13 protein-coding genes are annotated in these 18,102 nt (G+C 43.3%); 12 read left to right on the forward strand and 1 reads right to left on the reverse strand.

Annotation, left to right across the window (positions count from 1 at the left end):
- The first annotated feature begins 304 nt into the window (after nucleotides 1-304).
- The 12 genes from ACED20_RS01920 (at nucleotide 305) to ACED20_RS01975 (ending at nucleotide 17,285) form a co-directional block, all read left to right on the forward strand.
- Nucleotides 305-2,686, forward strand: a complete 2,382-nt coding sequence (locus ACED20_RS01920) for a beta-L-arabinofuranosidase domain-containing protein (protein WP_378103326.1) — start codon at nucleotides 305-307, stop codon at nucleotides 2,684-2,686.
- The gene (locus ACED20_RS01925; RefSeq protein ID WP_378103327.1) at nucleotides 2,667-4,631 is read left to right on the forward strand and encodes a sialate O-acetylesterase; all 1,965 of its coding nucleotides are present in this window, start codon (nucleotides 2,667-2,669) and stop codon (nucleotides 4,629-4,631) included. The genes ACED20_RS01920 and ACED20_RS01925 overlap by 20 nt, the downstream gene beginning before the upstream one ends.
- A 21-nt stretch (nucleotides 4,632-4,652) precedes the next feature.
- A complete protein-coding gene (locus tag ACED20_RS01930; protein WP_294198651.1) occupies nucleotides 4,653-6,107 on the forward strand; it encodes an MFS transporter in 1,455 nt (484 codons plus the stop codon).
- A 125-nt stretch (nucleotides 6,108-6,232) separates the two neighbouring features.
- On the forward strand, nucleotides 6,233-7,354 hold the full coding sequence (locus tag ACED20_RS01935; RefSeq protein WP_294198650.1) for an endo-1,4-beta-xylanase: 1,122 nt from the start codon (nucleotides 6,233-6,235) through the stop codon (nucleotides 7,352-7,354).
- A 112-nt stretch (nucleotides 7,355-7,466) separates the two neighbouring features.
- On the forward strand, nucleotides 7,467-8,441 hold the full coding sequence (locus ACED20_RS01940; RefSeq protein WP_378103328.1) for a glycoside hydrolase family 43 protein: 975 nt from the start codon (nucleotides 7,467-7,469) through the stop codon (nucleotides 8,439-8,441).
- Between the two features lie 195 nt (nucleotides 8,442-8,636).
- A complete protein-coding gene (locus ACED20_RS01945) occupies nucleotides 8,637-10,634 on the forward strand; it encodes an alpha-glucuronidase (RefSeq protein WP_378103329.1) in 1,998 nt (665 codons plus the stop codon).
- 245 nt (nucleotides 10,635-10,879) lie between these two features.
- Nucleotides 10,880-11,533: a fructose-6-phosphate aldolase gene (gene fsa / locus ACED20_RS01950; protein ID WP_378103330.1), complete on the forward strand. Its 654-nt coding sequence runs from the start codon at nucleotides 10,880-10,882 to the stop codon at nucleotides 11,531-11,533.
- Nucleotides 11,534-11,537: 4 nt separating this feature from the next.
- A complete protein-coding gene (locus ACED20_RS01955; RefSeq protein WP_378103331.1) occupies nucleotides 11,538-12,383 on the forward strand; it encodes a transketolase in 846 nt (281 codons plus the stop codon).
- 611 nt (nucleotides 12,384-12,994) lie between these two features.
- Nucleotides 12,995-13,948 carry a transketolase family protein gene (locus tag ACED20_RS01960; protein WP_294198643.1) on the forward strand — a complete coding sequence of 318 codons (954 nt, stop codon included), beginning with the start codon at nucleotides 12,995-12,997 and terminating at the stop codon, nucleotides 13,946-13,948.
- Nucleotides 13,949-13,998: 50 nt separating this feature from the next.
- A complete protein-coding gene (locus tag ACED20_RS01965; RefSeq protein WP_378103332.1) occupies nucleotides 13,999-14,982 on the forward strand; it encodes a Gfo/Idh/MocA family protein in 984 nt (327 codons plus the stop codon).
- 82 nt (nucleotides 14,983-15,064) lie between these two features.
- The gene (gene galK, locus ACED20_RS01970; protein ID WP_378103333.1) at nucleotides 15,065-16,252 is read left to right on the forward strand and encodes a galactokinase; all 1,188 of its coding nucleotides are present in this window, start codon (nucleotides 15,065-15,067) and stop codon (nucleotides 16,250-16,252) included.
- Entirely contained in the window at nucleotides 16,221-17,285 is a 1,065-nt protein-coding gene (locus ACED20_RS01975; protein ID WP_378103334.1) for a UDP-glucose--hexose-1-phosphate uridylyltransferase, read from the forward strand. Before galK ends, ACED20_RS01975 begins: the two co-directional genes overlap by 32 nt.
- A gap of 363 nt (nucleotides 17,286-17,648) precedes the next feature.
- Here ACED20_RS01975 and ACED20_RS01980 read toward each other — a convergent pair whose 3' ends face one another.
- Nucleotides 17,649-18,053 (reverse strand): VOC family protein, encoded by a 405-nt coding sequence (locus ACED20_RS01980; protein WP_294333824.1) that lies wholly within the window; start codon nucleotides 18,051-18,053, stop codon nucleotides 17,649-17,651.
- Nucleotides 18,054-18,102 lie beyond the last annotated feature (49 nt).

The following is an 18,102-nucleotide window of genomic DNA, read 5'->3' on the forward strand; positions in this document are numbered from 1 at the left end:
ACTTTTTTAAATCCTTTTCATTCGTTATGCTTAATGTTAAAAATACGATAAGTACCGGAAATAAATATAATGAATTCCTTATGAATTTACGCTATCTATTTTTTATACTATTAATTTCAGCACAATTATCTGATAATCGCATTATTTAATAATCTTATTTTTTATGATAAGCAAGGGTGTTTAAACAAGTATTTTATTCGGTCATGATCATGTTACCTATAAATTTTACCGCCCGTTTCTGTAAAATTCTTTGTCATATAGATTCTTTCTTTTACTTTTAGAAATGTTGTAAGGACATTTATTAATGAATAAAAAATCGCTGATATGTATTTTGGGTTTGGGCTCACTCGCTTTCGGGCAGGTGAATAAAACCGTCAGTTATTTCCCGTTGAATCAGGTGGCTTTATCAGAAAGTGTTTTTAGTAAAGCCATGCAGACAGATAAGAATTATATCATGTCCCTGGATCCCGACCGTTTGCTTGCCCCTTACCTTAAAGAAGCCGGTCTTAATCCTGAAAAGCAAAATTACCCGAACTGGGAAAATACGGGCCTGGATGGCCATATTGGCGGACATTATCTCTCCGCATTGGCACTGATGTACGCTTCCACCGGCGATGTAAAGGTAAAACAGCGCCTTGATTATATGATCGATAAACTGGAACGTTGTCAGGATCTTTCCGGCAACGGCTATTTTTCCGGTGTTCCGGACGGTAAAAAGATCTGGAAGGAAATTTCGGAAGGCAACATCCGCTCCTCAGCTTTTGGGCTGAACGACCGTTGGGTTCCTTTATATAATATCCATAAAACCTATTCCGGGCTGCGCGATGCTTATTGGTATGCGGGAAACGAGAAAGCTAAAAAAATGCTTATTAAAGTGACCGATTGGATGGCCAATGAAGTTTCTGGACTTTCCGATGAGCAGATCCAGGATATGCTTAGAAGTGAACATGGCGGACTGAACGAAGTTTTTGCCGATGTATACGATATTACGAAAGATAAAAAATACCTGAAGCTTGCACACCGGTTTTCGCATCTTGCGATTTTAAATCCTTTACTGAGCCACGAAGATAAGCTGACGGGCATCCATGCCAATACCCAGATTCCGAAAGTGATCGGTTTCAAACGGATTGCCGATCTGGAGCATAACCCGGAGTGGAACAGTGCTGCCGATTTTTTCTGGAACAACGTTACGCACAAACGTTCTTCGATCATCGGCGGAAACAGTGTGAGCGAACATTTCAATCCGGTAAATGATTTCAGCGGCATGATCAAAAGTATCGAAGGTCCCGAAACCTGCAATACCTACAATATGCTGAAGCTTACCAAAGCACTTTTCGCCACCCATCCGGAATCATCGTATCTGGATTATTACGAGAGGGCTTTGTATAACCATATTCTTTCCACACAGGATCCCGATAAAGGCGGTTTTGTGTACTTTACGCCGATGCGTCCCGGCCATTACAGGGTCTATTCCCAGCCGGAAACCAGCTTCTGGTGCTGCGTCGGGTCAGGAATGGAAAACCATGCCAAGTATGGGGAAATGATTTATGCGCATACCGATAACGATCTGTATGTGAATCTTTTCATCCCGTCCGTTCTCAAATGGTCGGAGAAAAAAATGGTGCTCAGACAGGAAAACAACTTCCCGCAGAATCCTTCCACCAAATTGGTTTTTGAAGTAGCTCCGAAATCTGAAATCAACATTAAACTGAGAGCACCGGAATGGACAAACGCTGCACAGATAGCGGTTTCTATTAATTCAAAAAATATAAATGTACCTGTTGATTCCGACGGCTATATCAATATCAAAAGAAAATGGAAAAAAGGAGATGTTGTAGAAATGAAAATGCCGATGCACCTTTCCGCAGAGCAGCTTCCCGATAAATCGGATTATTTTGCTTTCCGGTATGGACCGATCGTTCTGGCAGCGAAATACGGCAAAGAAAACCAGCAGGGACTTTTTGCCGATGATAGCCGTGGCGGACATATCGCGCACGGTCCGCAGATTCCTTTAAACGAAATTCCGGTGATCGAAGGGAATGCTTCGGAAGTGCTGAATCATGTGCAGCCGGTAAACGGTACAAACCTTTCGTTCAGCATCAACGGATTGTATCCTTCCGATAAGTTCGGCAAAGGGCTTCAGCTGGTTCCGTTTTATACCATTCAGGAAAAACGGTATATCCTTTACTGGCCGCAGGCAGACCGGGATAAGATACAGGCCGTACAAAAACAAAGAGCGCAGGAAGAAGCCGAAACACGAAAGCTTGACCTGATTACCGCCGATAAAATCCAGCTGGGCGAACAGCAGCCGGAATCCGATCATTTCTTTGAAAGCAAGGATTCCAACACCGGATATATGGAAGACCGCCATTTCCGTGATGCCAAAGGCTGGTTTAGCTACCGCATGAAGAACCCTGCGAAAAATGCTGCTTTCCTCTATATACTCTATTTCGATAATAACGCCGGACGGGTGCTGAATGCCGAAATCAACGGTAAAAATGTTTTTGCTAAGAAGCTTGAAGGGAAAGCCGGAAGTGCGCCGCAGTATCTGCTTTTACCGGTACCGGATTCTGAGAAAAGCAAAGAAAATCTTACCGTTAAATTCTTTGCGGAAGATCAGGCCACAACCTCAAGAATTATTGAAGTCCGCCTCCTCACCCAAAACTATGAAAAATCCATCAAGTAATTTAAATAACAGTTCATATCATTCCATGAATATCCATAAGTCTAAAACAGCGTCTTTTCTGATTGTCAGCATCTTCAGTTTTTCTATGATGGAAGCCAAAGTAAAACTTCCTGCCCTGGTTTCGGACGGGATGATCCTGCAAAGGAATATGCCGCTGAAGATCTGGGGTTCTGCTGATGCAGGCGAAAAGGTAAACATTAAATTTTTAAATAAAACCTATATCACCAGTGCGGACAAAAGCGGGAACTGGAACATCATGCTTCCCGAACTGAAAGCCGGCGGACCTTACATAATGACCATCAACGAAATTACGCTGAAAGATATCCTGATCGGTGATGTATGGGTAGCTTCCGGACAATCCAATATGGAACTTCCAATGCGCAGGCTGACCCCTTTGTACGGTGATGAGATCAAGAAGGCGAACAATAAAAACATAAGGTTCTTTACGGTACCGCAAAAATATAATTTCAAAGCACCGCAGACGGAACTCGATGGCGGTAAATGGCAATCCACTGATCCGCAGACCATTCTTGATTTTTCAGGCGTGGCCTACTTTTTTGCCAAAGAAATCAATGGTGAAAATAAAGTTCCGGTAGGCATCATCCACACCAGTCTCGGAGGATCTCCGGTTCAGGCCTGGATGGATACCAATTCCCTGAAAAAATATCCCGAATATCTCGATGAAGCCCAAAAATGGCAGAACGATGATCTTATTAAATCTACCGAATCCGGCGAGCAGGCAGCAAGCAAAACCTGGTACACCGAACTTGACCAGAATGATCCCGGACTGTCGCAGCACTGGGAAAAAGCGGATACCGATGACTCCGGATGGAAAACCATGAAGGTTCCAGGATCGTGGGAAGATCAGGAAGGATCGTTTGACGGAACGGTTTGGTTAAGAAAAGAAATCAATGTGCCGGCCGGATCAGGCGGGAAACCAGCATTTTTAAATTTAGGAAGAATCAAAGACGCCGATGTAACGTATATCAATGGGGTAAAAGTCGGAAATGTGACGTATGAATATCCGCCGCGCTGGTATGATATCCCGGCTGGCGTACTGAAAGACGGCAAAAACATCATTACCGTACGGATTACCAACGGAAGCGGAAGAGGTCAGTTCATCGCCGACAAGCCGTATTATCTGGAAGTCGGAGGACAGAAAATAGACCTTACCGGAAACTGGAAGTATAAAGTGGGCGCAAAAATGCCGAGAGTAGCTCCCGGACAGACCTTTATCCGCTGGAAACCGACCGGATTGTACAACTCAATGATCAATCCGCTCACCAATTATAAAGTAAAAGGATTCCTCTGGTACCAGGGCGAAAGCAATACCGGAAAACCAAAAGAATACGGCGATCTGCTCACAACGATGATCACCGACTGGCGTACCAAATGGCATGAACAAAATGCACCGTTCCTGATTGTGCAGCTCGCCAACTTCATGGAAACGAAAAGCCAGCCCATAGAAAGCAACTGGGCCGAGCTGAGGGACCAGCAGCGCATGGTTTCCCAGACCGTTCCTAATACCGGACTTGCCGTAACCATCGACGTAGGAGAGTGGAATGACATCCATCCGCTGAATAAAAAAGCAGTCGGTGACCGCCTTGCTTTCCAGGCACTGAAAATAGCGGATAAGAAGAATATCATAGCAGACGGACCAGTGTATCAGTCGATGAATACGGAAGGAAACAAAATCGCAATTTCTTTCAAAACCGGAACAGATGATCTTGCACCGGTTGCCGAACTGAAAGGCTTTGCTATCAAAAATTCAGACGGAAGCTGGGCCTGGGCGAAAGCAAAAACGGAAGGTAAGAAAGTCATTGTCTGGAACGATGCCGTTAAAAATCCGGTAGCTGTACGCTACGATTGGGCAGATAATCCCGATGGCAATCTGAAAAACAAAACTGGGCTTCCCGCTTCACCGTTTACAACAGAAAAAAATTAATTTAATTTCCATATTTTAAAAATGACTAATCATTCACAGAAAATATCAGTATCCGAAAAAATAGGCTATAGCTTAGGTGACCTTGCGGCCAATCTTGTTTTTCAGACCCTGGTTACCTACCTCGCTTACTTTTATACCGATATTTACGGACTGAAGCCGGAAGATGCTTCCATTATTACCCTTATCGTAGGCCTTATTGCAGGATTCGGATTCAACCCGGTGATCGGGGCATTGGCAGACCGTACCAAAACCAAATGGGGGAAATTTCGTCCGTGGATCTTATTTACAGCCGTTCCGTTGGGAATTGCTGCGCTTCTGGCATTCAGCACACCCGGCTTTTCCTACAAAGGAAAAATGATCTACGCAGCCATTACATATTCTTTGTTATTGTTATTATATGCGGCCAACAACCTGCCGTACGCAGCATTAAGCGGAGTAATTACAGGAGACATGGGAGAGCGTAACAGTATTTCTTCCTACCGTTTCGTAGCGGTAATGTTCGCCCAGTTCTTCGTGCAGGTATTCATGCTTCCGATCATCCTGTCCGCAGGGCATGGCGACAAAGCAGCCGGTATCGAAACGGTAATGACCTGGCTTGCGATCATCGGCTCGGTGATGTTGCTGATTACTTTTTTTACGACGAAAGAAAGGATTATTCCGACTTCCGATCAGAAATCCAGCCTGAAAGAAGACCTGAAAGACCTTTCCAAAAATAAGCCGTGGATCATTATGCTTACTGTAACGGCATTGATCTTCATTACCCTGGCGATGAAAGGAGGTTCGTACGTTTATTATTTCAACAATTACGTAGATGAAACGGCTCTGGCCTCTTTCATTTCACCGATCACCAACTTTTTCAATTCCATCGGGATGAATTTCTTCGGGGAAGACCCGAGATCGGCAGGATTCGGTTTATTCAATGCCGGGGGGATCATCATGATGATTGTCGGAATTACTTTCTCCAAAAGATTTGCCGATAAATACGGTAAAAGAGATGCATTTATTGCTTCTTTATTTATCTCTACCTTATTCATTGTCGCTTTCATATTCTATCCGCCAAAGTCAGTAGGATTGATGTTCCTGTCTCAGATTCTTCACGGATTCTTTTACGGGATCAGCACACCACTGCTTTGGGCTATGATTGCCGATGTAGCCGATTATTCCGAATGGAAAAACAACAGACGTGCGACAGCAATTATCTTTTCAGCCATGATGGTTGGGTTAAAAGTTGGGTTAAGCATCGGAAGTTCGCTGGTTTCTTCCATCATCGGGCATTACGGATACATTTCTTCCCAAGGTACGGAAAACGTGATCCAGCCTGAAACCGTAGCCAGTGGTGCCAAAATGCTGGTGAGTATTTTCCCGGCCATTCCGTTCTTCCTGTCCTGTGGCCTGCTGTTTTTCTATAAAATCAATAAGAAAATGGAAGTTCAGATCGAACAGGATCTTAAAGAAAGAAGGAAAAAAGAGAATTGATACTGATCTCTTTGATTTTAGCTCCCTGGGAGCAATCTGTTAATAGCAATGATATCAGACAACCCATCAAGCCTCGTAGGGGCGGCCTGTTAATAGACATCGGGATAAATTATAAAAAATTAATTATGAAGAAAGCCATTGCATTATTAGGAATTTTAGCCATTACGGCCTCGTGTAAAACAGCACAGAGCGCATCTTCCGGCGATTCCCTGAAAAATGCTTTTAAAAATAAATTCTACATCGGAACGGCAATGAGCCTTCCGCAAATTGACGGAACCGATGTACAATCGGATGACATCATCAGAAAACAGTTCAGTTCCATCGTGGCCGAAAACTGTATGAAATCCATGTTCATTCAGCCGCAGGAAGGTAAATTCTTCTTCGGTGATGCCGATAAATTCGTGGCTTTCGGAGAGAAAAACAAGATGTTCATCATTGGGCATACCCTGATCTGGCATTCCCAGTTGCCGAAATGGTTTTTCGTAGACAAAGACGGAAAAGACGTTTCACCGGAAATCCTGAAACAGCGGATGAAAAGCCATATTTCCACTTTGGTGGGCAGGTACAAAGGCCGGGTAAAAGGCTGGGATGTAGTTAATGAAGCCATTATGGAAGACGGAACCTACAGAAAATCTAAATTTTACGAAATTCTGGGTGAAGAATTTATTCCGTTAGCTTTCCAATATGCACAGGAAGCCGATCCGAATGCAGAACTCTATTACAACGATTACAATGAATGGTTCCCGGAAAAAGTAAAAACCGTAACCAAAATCGTTAATAATTTAAAATCCAGGGGAATTCGGATCGATGGTGTCGGAATGCAAACCCACGTCGGACTGGACAACCCGAAACTGGATGAATATGAAAAAGCCATCACCGATTACGCCGCCGCCGGAGTAAAAGTGAATGTTACCGAAATGGAAATCAGTGCCCTTCCGTCACCATGGGGGACTTCGGCCAACGTTTCCGATAAAGTGGAATATGAAGCGAAAATGAATCCTTACACCAAAGGACTTCCGGAGAATGTGCAGAAAGAATGGGAAAACAGGTACCTGGATTTTTTCAGATTATTTATTAAGCATCAGGATAAAATCAGGAGAGTCACCCTTTGGGGCGTTACCGACAACCAGTCCTGGAAAAACGATTTCCCGGTGAAAGGCAGAACCGATTACCCGCTTCTTTTCGACCGTAATGACCAGGCAAAACCTGTCGTTCAAAAAATTATTGATTTAACAAAAGAAAAGTAATCATCTGTTAATCAAACCTCATAGGTTTTAAAAACCTATGAGGTTTAGCAAATACAAAACAAACCTTCAAGATTTAAAATATCAATTTATCTAAAAGTCTAAACTATAAAAAATGAACAAAGCAAAATACCTTTTCCCGAAAGACTATATGGCTGATCCTTCCGTGCATGTTTTTGAAGGCAAACTCTATATCTATCCGTCCCACGACCGTGAGAGTGGCATCGAAGAAAATGACAACGGTGACCATTTCGATATGAATGATTACCATGTATTTTCTCTGGATAATGTAGAGAGCGGAGAGATCACGGACCACGGGGTGGTACTTTCGGTAAAGGATATTCCATGGTCGGGGAGACAGTTGTGGGATTGTGACGTAGCTTATAAAGGCGGAAAATACTATATGTATTTCCCATTAAAGGACAAAAACGACATTTTCAGAATCGGAGTAGCGGTGAGCGATAAGCCTTACGGGCCTTTCGTTCCGGAAAAGCATCCGATGATGGGAAGCTACAGCATCGATCCTTGTCTGTTTGAAGACGAAGGGAAACATTATATGTATTTCGGAGGAATCTGGGGCGGACAATTACAGAGATACCGAAACAACAAGGCTTTGGAATGTGCCGTTATTCCGAATGATGACGAACCGGCTATCCCGTCAAAAGTAGTAAGGCTGAGTGACGATATGCTGGAATTCGGTGAAGAGCCGAAAGACCTTCTTATTCTTGATGAAAACGGAAATGCTTTATTGCATGGCGACAAACACCGTTTTTTTGAAGCTTCATGGATGCACAAATACAACGGAAAGTATTATTTCTCCTATTCAACAGGCGATACGCATCTGATTTGCTATGCGACCGGTGATAATCCTTACGGACCATTTACGTTTCAGGGCGAAATTCTGACACCGGTTGTCGGCTGGACCACCCACCACAGCATCGTGGAATTTGAAGGAAAGTGGTACCTGTTTTTCCATGATTCCGTTCCAAGCGGCGGCAGAACATGGCTGAGAAGCATGAAAGTCGTGGAAATCGAATATGATAACGACGGAAAAATAAAAACCATCGAAGGGCTGGAAGAAAATCAGTAATCCTGGATCAACCATGTCAGGGTTTAAAGCTCGGACATGGTTTTAAGCACCCATCATCGAAACCCGTACGGTTCAACAACAATAGCCATAGGTGAAACCTATAAAAAATACCAGCCGTAGATAAAAACCTACGGAAAATCAAATTTAAAGCAAATCCCAATGCAGCATTTCCGAATTTATCTTGTCCTCTTACTCATGATCCCATTAACGGTTTTTGCGGAAGACGGCAGTCAGCTCTGGCTGAGGTTTCCGGCGAAGAACGGCATTTCGTCAGAGAAGATCGTTTCCCGCGAAAACAGTCCTACGCTGGCCATTGCCAAAAAAGAACTCATGAATCATTGGCAGGGCAGGGAAATTGAACTCCGTACCGAAAGATCGCTGAAAAACCTGAAGGACGGCTACACCATAAAATCCGTTCAGAATAAAATCGTGATCGCTGCCGGAAAAGAAATCGGACTGTTGTACGGTGTGTATCATATCCTGAGGCTGCAACAAACCAATGCTTCAACGGATCATCTCAATATCACCGAAAAACCTTCTTTTGATGTAAGGATCCTGAACCACTGGGACAATCTGGATGGAACGATTGAACGCGGTTACGCCGGCCATTCACTGTGGAAATGGGAAGATCTGCCCAATACCGTTTCACCGAGATACGAAGAATACGCAAGAGCAAATGCTTCAATCGGGATTAACGCTACCGTTCTCAACAACGTAAATGCTTCTCCGAATATGCTTCGGGAAGATTATCTAAAGAAAGTCAAAATTTTGGCTGATATTTTCCGACCTTATGGCATCAAAGTTTACCTTTCGGTTAATTTTTCCTCGCCAAAAGTTTTAGGAAATACAAAAGACTCTGACCCACTAAATAAAGACGTTCAGAAATGGTGGAAAGACAAAGCTGCTGAAATCTATAAGCTGATTCCTGACTTCGGTGGATTTTTGGTAAAAGCCAATTCCGAAGGCCAGCCCGGCCCGCAGGATTACGGAAGAACCCACGCTGACGGTGCGAATATGATGGCTGATGTCCTGAAATCTTACGGAGGAATCGTGATGTGGAGAGCATTCGTGTACAGCCCAAGTAAGGAAGACCGCGCCAAGCAGGCCTATCTGGAATTCGTTCCGTTGGATGGGAAATTCAGGGATAATGTGATTATTCAGATCAAAAACGGTCCTATCGACTTCCAGCCGAGAGAAGCTTTCAACCCTTTATTCGGAGCTTTGAGAAAAACATCGGAAATGGTGGAATTCCAGATTACGCAGGAATACCTGGGACAGGCCAATCATTTGGCATTTCTTTCCCCTTTATTTAAAGAAACGCTGGAAAGCGATACCTATTCGGACGGCAAAGGATCTACCATTGCAAAAATTACGGACGGTACGTTAAGACCGGCAAAGTTAACCGCGATTTCAGCGGTTGCCAATATTGGAGAAGACACCAACTGGACCGGCCATCAGTTTGCACAGGCCAACTGGTATGCCTTTGGAAGACTGGCATGGAACCATGAACTTACCTCAGATCAGATTGCCGATGAATGGATTAAAATGACTTTTACCGACAAGCCGGAGTTTGTAAGTCCGGTAAAACAGATGATGCTCACTTCCCGTGAAACAGTGGTGGATTACATGATGCCTCTGGGTCTTCACCACATTTTTGCCGGAAACCACCATTACGGTCCCGAACCGTGGGGCGATTACAAAGGCGGAAGACCTGACTGGTCACCGGTGTATTACCATCAGGCCGACGCAAAAGGAATCGGTTTCGACAGAACCAAAACCGGAAGCAACGCCGTGTCCGAATATTTTCCGCCGTTAAACGAAATCTACGGAAACACTAAAACCTGCCCGGAAAACCTGATCCTTTGGTTCCATCATGTACCTTGGGATTATCAAATGAAAGACGGCAAAACCCTTTGGGACGAATTGTGCTACAAATACGATTCGGGTGTTCATCAGGTAAGGGAATATCAGAAAACCTGGGACCGGATGCAGCCGTATATCGATGAGCAGCGATTCTCTGAGGTTCAGTCTAAGTTAAAAATCCAGGCGAAAGATGCGGTTTGGTGGAAAGATGCCTGCCTGCTGTATTTCCAGACTTTTTCCAAAAGGCCGATTCCGTATGACATCGAACGTCCGGTGAACGAACTGGAAGACCTGAAGAAAATCAAACTTAATATGGGACACCATAATTAATTAAAACCTAAGCGAGAACTTTCTGAATCTTTTTTTAAGACAGGAAGTTGTTTGCTTAATGAATTAAGTGTAAATTTAACACTTAAATAAAATAAAAGTTGTTTGGCTAGTTATAATAAAATTTCAACAGCACTTTTGTCATAGAAACCGGAATGATATTCAGAGCGCTATAATATTGAAATAATAAAAGCTGGTCGTTAACTCTTACTATTTAAATAAATAATTAACAACAATAAAAATCTATAATGAAATTTTTTATCGACACTGCCAATTTAGATCAGATTAAAGAAGCCAATGACCTGGGAATTCTGGATGGCGTAACTACCAATCCGTCACTGATGGCAAAAGAAGGCATCAGCGGGAAAGAAGCGATTCTGAAACATTACAAAGACATCTGCGACATCGTAGACGGCGACATTTCGGCAGAAGTTCTTTCGACAACCTATGAAGAAATGATTGCAGAAGGCGATATTTTAGCCCAGATCCATCCGAATATTGTGGTGAAAATCCCAATGATCAAAGACGGCATCAAAGCTTTAAAATATTTTTCTGACAAAGGGATCAAAACAAACTGTACCCTGATTTTCTCTGCCGGACAGGCACTCTTAGCCGCAAAAGCCGGAGCAACCTATGTTTCGCCGTTCCTGGGAAGACTCGATGATATTTCTACGGACAGCTTACATTTAATTCAGGAAATCAGAACCATTTTTGATAATTATGGCTATGAAACTGAAATTCTTGCGGCATCGGTTCGTCATTCAATGCACATCATCAACTGCGCCAAAATCGGTGCTGATGTTGTGACTTGCCCGATTCAGCCGATAATTTCATTACTGAAACATCCATTGACAGATTCAGGTTTGGAACAGTTCGTCAAAGATTCACAAAAAATGCAATAACAGTATGCATGATATTTCAAAATTAAAAAGCATCGCTTCACAGGTCCGCAGGGATATTGTAAGAATGGTTCACGCCTGCCAGTCGGGACATCCCGGTGGTTCACTCGGCTGTACCGATTTTCTGGTCGCTCTTTATTTCGATGCGATGAAGAGAAAAGAAGGTTTTGATATGACGGGAAAAGGCGAAGATGTCTTCTATCTTTCCAACGGCCATATTTCACCGGTTTTTTACAGCGTTCTGGCGCATGCAGGCTATTTCGACAAATCCGAACTGGCTACTTTCCGGAAACTGAATTCCAGGCTGCAGGGCCATCCTACCACGCATGAAAATCTTCCGGGGGTCCGTATCGCTTCCGGTTCGCTGGGGCAGGGCATGTCGGTGGCAATCGGCCATGCGGTCGGAAAGAAATTAAACAAAGACCAGCATCTGGTTTTCAGCCTTCATGGCGACGGCGAATTGCAGGAAGGGCAGAACTGGGAAGCCATCATGTACGCCTCTCACAATAAGGTAGATAACCTGATCGCTACGGTAGACTATAACGGACAGCAGATTGACGGGCCGACCTCCAAAGTACTTTCTTTAGGCGATCTTAAAGCTAAATTTGAAGCTTTCGACTGGAAAGTTCTGGAAGTGGAAAAAGGAAATGATATGCAGGATATTCTGAACGTCTTGGACGAAGCCAAATCTTTGAAAGGAAAAGGCCAGCCGATCTGTATTCTCCTGAAAACCGGAATGGGCTACGGAGTCGATTACATGATGGGAAGCCATGCCTGGCACGGAAAAGCCCCAAACGATGAGCAATTGGCAAAAGCATTGGACCAACTGGAAGAAACTTTGGGCGATTATTAATTGAATAAGGATTTGGGCAGCTTAATCCGTTTGGAATTAATCCTGGCTTGTCGAAGGCCTCCCGCTTTGTCACTCTGAGCTTGTCGAAGAGTTCACTCAAGCCGGGCTGCGAGAAATCAGGCAAGGAGATTCATCGATTCAAATAAAAGAATAACTCAGAAGAGATAGATTTGCCGGTCCAAACAAATTAATTATAATAAAAATCAGAAGATAAATATTTTTTCTCGAAGGACAAGTGAATTTGCTCTGATGTTTACTTATTACAGGTCGCTCCTACGGAGCTTGATGCTCTGGAATCAATTTTCTATTAACAGTTCGCCACGCTGTGGCTTTAATTTAACAGGCTTAGAATAATAATAAATGCTCCATAGGAGCAAACTGATAATAGATTTAGAGAATTCAGCATCACAAAACCTCGTAGAGGTGACCTGTACAGTTTTTTAGTATACATTAAAAAAGAAATATTTTGTCAAACATCGAATAAAATTCCCTTGAGAAATGCACTTTATTAGCTGAGCGAAGCGCCTTTGCGAACGAAAAAGATTCTCAATAAGAAAAAAAATCTTTGCGGGCTTTGCGTTAAAAACCAACAACAACCAACAGATTCAAAAATGAAAAAATATACCTATACAGAAAAAAAAGATACCCGGAGCGGTTTCGGGGCAGGCCTTGCAGAACTGGCTGATAAAAACCCTGAAGTCGTGGCCCTTTGCGCCGACCTTATCGGCTCCCTGAAAATGGAAAAGTTTATTGAAAAAGCACCGGAACGTTTTTTCCAGGTCGGAATTGCTGAAGCCAACATGATCGGAATAGCAGCCGGTTTGGCTATCGAAGGGAAGATTCCGTTCACCGGAACATTTGCCAACTTTTCGACCGGAAGGGTTTACGACCAGATTCGCCAGTCGGTGGCATATTCCGGGAAAAATGTGAAAATTTGTGCTTCCCACGCCGGGCTTACCTTGGGAGAAGACGGTGCGACCCACCAGATCCTGGAAGACATCGGGCTGATGAAGATGCTGCCGGGAATGGCGGTGATCAATACCTGCGATTACAACCAGACCAAAGCGGCTACCATTGCGATTGCGGATTACGACGGTCCGGTTTATCTGCGTTTCGGTCGTCCTGTGATTCCTGTTTTTACCGATGAAAATCAAACCTTTGAAATCGGGAAAGCCTGGATGGTGAACGAAGGAAAAGATGTAACTATTGTGGCAACGGGACATTTGGTCTGGGAAGCCATCAAAGCCGGCGAAATCCTGGAAGAGCAGGGAATCGATGCGGAAATCATTAACATCCACACCATCAAGCCGCTGGATAAGGAAGCAATCCTAAACTCCGTTAAAAAGACAGGCTGTGTGGTAACAGCTGAAGAACACAACCGTTTAGGAGGACTGGGCGACAGTGTAGCACAGCTGCTCATTACAGAACATCTTGCTCCTCAGGAATATGTTGCGGTAAACGACAGCTTCGGAGAAAGCGGTACCCCGGAACAGCTGATGGAAAAATACGGATTAACAGCCAACGATATTGTAGAAGCGGCTAAAAAAGTAATGAAAAGGAAATAAGCTTTAAGTATAATTTTAAATCCTGATGAATTAAATGTTCATCAAAAAAGATGAAAAAAATACGTTGGGGAATTCTGGGAACGGGAACCATTGCCCATAGGTTTGCATCGGACCTGAAATGGGTGGAATATGCCGAACTGGTTGCCGTGGGCTCCCGTTCGCTTCGAAATGCGGAAGTTTTTTGTGAAGAATTTGATATTCCATTACGTTTTGGAAGCTATGAAGAACTGGCAGCATGTAACGAAATCGATATTGTTTATATTACAACGCCTAATAACCTTCATCATCCCAATACTTTACTTTGCCTGAACCATGGTAAAGCGGTACTTTGTGAAAAACCGTTTTCCCTCAATACAAGACAGTCTTCGGAAATGATTGAGCTGGCCCGACGGAAAAATTTATTTCTGATGGATGCTTTGTGGACCAAATTTCTTCCTCATTATCAGAAAATGATCGAACTGGTTAAAAACGGAGAGTTAGGAGAGATCAAAACAGTTCGGGCGAATTTTGGTTTCCGATCCAATGCCGAACCACATTCCCGCCTGTTAAATCCTGAATTGGGCGGCGGCTCGTTGATGGATATCGGGATTTACAATGTATTCACCACTTTGGATATTTTAGGAAGGCCTCATGAGATCAGCGTCAGCATTAATCCTACCGACCAGGGAATAGACGAGCAATGTGCTGTTGTTTTTAAATATTACAATGGGGCAATGGCCAGTCTGTTTTCTTCGATCTCGGCGAATCTGGAAACGGAGGTCGAGATCTGCGGAACGCTGGGCCGATTGACGTTAACATCGCCTTTCTACGATGCAACGTCTTTTCTGGAACATGAGGCGGGTGGAAAAAAGACCGTTGTCCAAACAGAAAAAGAAGAGGGTTCAGGGTATCAGTATGAAGCCCGGCATGCAACTGCTTGTCTTTTGAAGGGAATTACCGAAAGTACGATAGTTCCTCATGCTTACAGTATTTTATTGATGCAGACTTTAGACCGGATCCGGAATCTTGCAGGAATCGTTTTTCCAAATGAGTAATGCTCTCAATCGTCCGGAAATGGTTAACTTTATCCATCATTTCAAAACTTAACTTTTTTATCCAAAATATATTTGCAGATCTATGCAGGAACAATTAATCAGCGATACTTCGCAAGCATTCCGGTCGGTATTTCATTCAGAGCCGGAACGGATTTTCCTCGCCCCGGGAAGAATCAACATCATTGGTGAACATGTGGACTACAGCGATGGTTTTGTATTACCGGCGGCTATTGACAAGTATATCTGTTTTGCTGTAAAAAAGACTGTGGATTCAGACATCTGTACTTTTTATGCTAAAGATTTTAATGATTCTTTCAGCTTTAAAGTCAATGAAAAACAGGTTCCGGTTGCACAGATGTGGGTTAATTATGTACTGGGCGTATTCAATGCCGTGCAGGAATCCGGAAAGAGTATAGGAGGTTTGCAAATCGCTTTCGGCAGTACCATTCCGATGGGTTCGGGCCTGTCTTCATCTGCGGCACTGGAATGCGGGTTTGCTTATATTCTTAATGAACTTTTTAATTTGGGGTTCAACAAAAAAGAACTGGCAGTTATCGGGCAGAAAGCCGAACATACTTTCGTAGGTGTTAAATGCGGAATTATGGATCAGTTTTCATCCGTTTTCGGAAAGGAACATCAGGTGATCATGCTTGATTGCAATTCGCTGGATCATCAGTATTTTGAAGCCAATGTGGATGGATATAGTTTTGTTCTTTTCGATAGCTGTGTGAAGCATACACACCTCACTTCCGGTTACAACGACCGGAGAAGAGACGTAGACAACGGCAAAAAAGTATTGTGGGAAAGATTTCCCGATGTACAGAAATTCCGGGACTTCAGCTTTGAAATGCTTGATGAAGTACGATCCGAAATAGGGGAGATTTCCTACAAAAGATGCATGTATCTTCTAAAGGAAATCAAAAGAGTAGAGGAAGCTGCCAAAGCTTTATCGGAAGGCAATGCAGAATACCTTGGAAAGCTTTTAAATGAAACCCATTCAGGACTTTCCACCGAATTTGAAGTCAGCTGTAATGAACTCGATTTTATGGTGGAAGAAACCCGGAAGGAAAATGGCGTCCTGGGGGCAAGAATGATGGGCGGCGGCTTCGGAGGATGCAGCATCAACCTGATTAAAAATGAAAATGTAGAAGACGTTATTGCAGCGGTAGCTGCCAGATATAAAGCTGCTTTCGATATCGAAATGAAAGTCTACCGGGTAAAAATCTCAGACGGAATAAATGAATACACAAGAAATGAAATCCTCATTTGATCAAAAAAAACATCCGCACAGAAGATACAATCCGCTTTTGGACGAGTGGATCCTGGTATCTCCGCAGCGGGCCAACCGGCCTTGGCAGGGACAGACCGAAAAAAGAGAAGAGAAAACACTTCCCGAACATGATGAAAACTGCTATTTATGTTCCGGAAATCTACGCGTCAACGGCGACAGAAATCCTGAGTATAAAGGGGTTTACGTCTTCAATAACGATTTCGGATCTCTGATGAAAGAAGAGGTTAAATCTTCCGGGATATCTTCCGGATTTTTTTCTTTACATCCCGAACGAGGCATTAACCGGGTGATCTGTTTTTCGGAAAATCACAGCCTGACGTTGCCGGAAATGGAAACCGGCGATATTAAGAAAGTCATCGATGTCTGGCAGCAGCAATATGAAGAGCTGGGAAACCTGGATTACATTAACCATGTCCAGATCTTTGAAAACAAAGGCCAGATGATGGGCTGCAGCAATCCGCATCCGCACGGGCAGATCTGGGCGCAGTCTTCCATTCCATCCATCGTGTCAAAAACGCAGGACAACCTGAAAAAATATGCTGATAAAAACGGAAGATCTCTGTTGGAAGATTACGTGAAGCAGGAAGTAGAAGCTGATGAAAGAATCATTCTGGAAAACGAAAATTTTGTGGCACTCGTTCCTTTCTGGGCTGTATGGCCTTATGAAACCATGATCGTGAGCAAGCGCAAGATTGAGAATCTGCTGCAGTTTTCTGAAGCGGAGAAGCTTTCCTTAGCATCCATCATCAAAGATCTGACGACGAAATACGATAATCTCTTTGAAATCCCGTTTCCCTATTCAGCCGGGATTCATCAATCGCCGACCGACGGTGAGCCTCATCCGGAATGGCATTTCCACATGCACTTTTATCCGCCACTGCTCCGGAATGCCGAAGTGAAAAAATTCATGGTCGGTTATGAAATGCTTGCGGAACCGCAGCGTGACATCACTCCGGAACAGAGTGCTGAAGTACTGAAAGGTCTTTCGCTCGTACATTACAAAAGCAAATAAAAATAAAAGGGCTGTTATCAGATGATAAGCAGCCTTTTTAATGTCAGACCAATTAATATGTATCGGATCATTTTGAATTTATTTCATCAAGTTAAAAGTAAGCTAGGTGATAATGCAGTATGAACCATTAAGAGATAGGAAAGAATTAAGATTTGATTAAGAAAAATCAAAAATTTTTGTATAGTATGAAGCTTAAAGCAAAGTTCATTTTCATTTTTCTAAATACCTTATCAGTTCTTAATGGTTTTAAAATCTCTGAAAATAGATTGTATATCAGTATTTTAAGGCTATATGCTGTGAATGAAAAATTTCGGCATCCTGCTTTCTTCTTCCAACCTAACCGTCTGGTTTCTACTTCTAAAATTACGCTCTGAATTTTTCTACAGCTTCTTTTGAAACAGGCGTAAAGAAATTCACCAGGTTACCGTCCGGGTCCCGGAACAGCAGGGACTTATTTCCCCACGGCATTACGGTAGGCTCCTGGATAAGATCTAAAGGAAGGTATTTTTTCAGGCGTTCAAATTCCCGGTCGACGTCATCTGTCAAAAATTCAATGATGGCGGTACGGTTTTCAGCCGGTCGGGCAATATGGTCACCACCAAAAAGATGCAGGGTACGGGTACTGCCGATTGCAAGGGTCGCAGCAGGTGTTTTTATTTCTGCAAAATCCGGTGTATAACGTACGGCCTTAATACCTGTTATCTTTTCATAAAAGTCGGTAAGTTTTTGTGCATCATCCGTAATGATGCGTAAGGAAACTAAATTCATGCTTTATTTTTAAATTCGTGCACAAAAATAAGCCGATATTGTGACAGGG

The organism is Chryseobacterium sp. sg2396, assembly GCF_042610505.1.
GTDB lineage: Bacteria > Bacteroidota > Bacteroidia > Flavobacteriales > Weeksellaceae > Chryseobacterium.

Bases quoted from the DNA above. Each gene is read 5' to 3' on its own strand.
- ACED20_RS01920 (WP_378103326.1), top strand. From the start codon at position 305: ATGAATAAAAAATCGCTGATATGTATTTTGGGTTTGGGCTCACTCGCT.
- ACED20_RS01925 (WP_378103327.1), top strand. From the start codon at position 2,667: ATGAAAAATCCATCAAGTAATTTAAATAACAGTTCATATCATTCCATG.
- ACED20_RS01930 (WP_294198651.1), top strand. From the start codon at position 4,653: ATGACTAATCATTCACAGAAAATATCAGTATCCGAAAAAATAGGCTAT.
- ACED20_RS01935 (WP_294198650.1), top strand. From the start codon at position 6,233: ATGAAGAAAGCCATTGCATTATTAGGAATTTTAGCCATTACGGCCTCG.
- ACED20_RS01940 (WP_378103328.1), top strand. From the start codon at position 7,467: ATGAACAAAGCAAAATACCTTTTCCCGAAAGACTATATGGCTGATCCT.
- ACED20_RS01945 (WP_378103329.1), top strand. From the start codon at position 8,637: ATGATCCCATTAACGGTTTTTGCGGAAGACGGCAGTCAGCTCTGGCTG.
- fsa (WP_378103330.1), top strand. From the start codon at position 10,880: ATGAAATTTTTTATCGACACTGCCAATTTAGATCAGATTAAAGAAGCC.
- ACED20_RS01955 (WP_378103331.1), top strand. From the start codon at position 11,538: ATGCATGATATTTCAAAATTAAAAAGCATCGCTTCACAGGTCCGCAGG.
- ACED20_RS01960 (WP_294198643.1), top strand. From the start codon at position 12,995: ATGAAAAAATATACCTATACAGAAAAAAAAGATACCCGGAGCGGTTTC.
- ACED20_RS01965 (WP_378103332.1), top strand. From the start codon at position 13,999: ATGAAAAAAATACGTTGGGGAATTCTGGGAACGGGAACCATTGCCCAT.
- galK (WP_378103333.1), top strand. From the start codon at position 15,065: ATGCAGGAACAATTAATCAGCGATACTTCGCAAGCATTCCGGTCGGTA.
- ACED20_RS01975 (WP_378103334.1), top strand. From the start codon at position 16,221: ATGAATACACAAGAAATGAAATCCTCATTTGATCAAAAAAAACATCCG.
- ACED20_RS01980 (WP_294333824.1), bottom strand. From the start codon at position 18,053: ATGAATTTAGTTTCCTTACGCATCATTACGGATGATGCACAAAAACTT.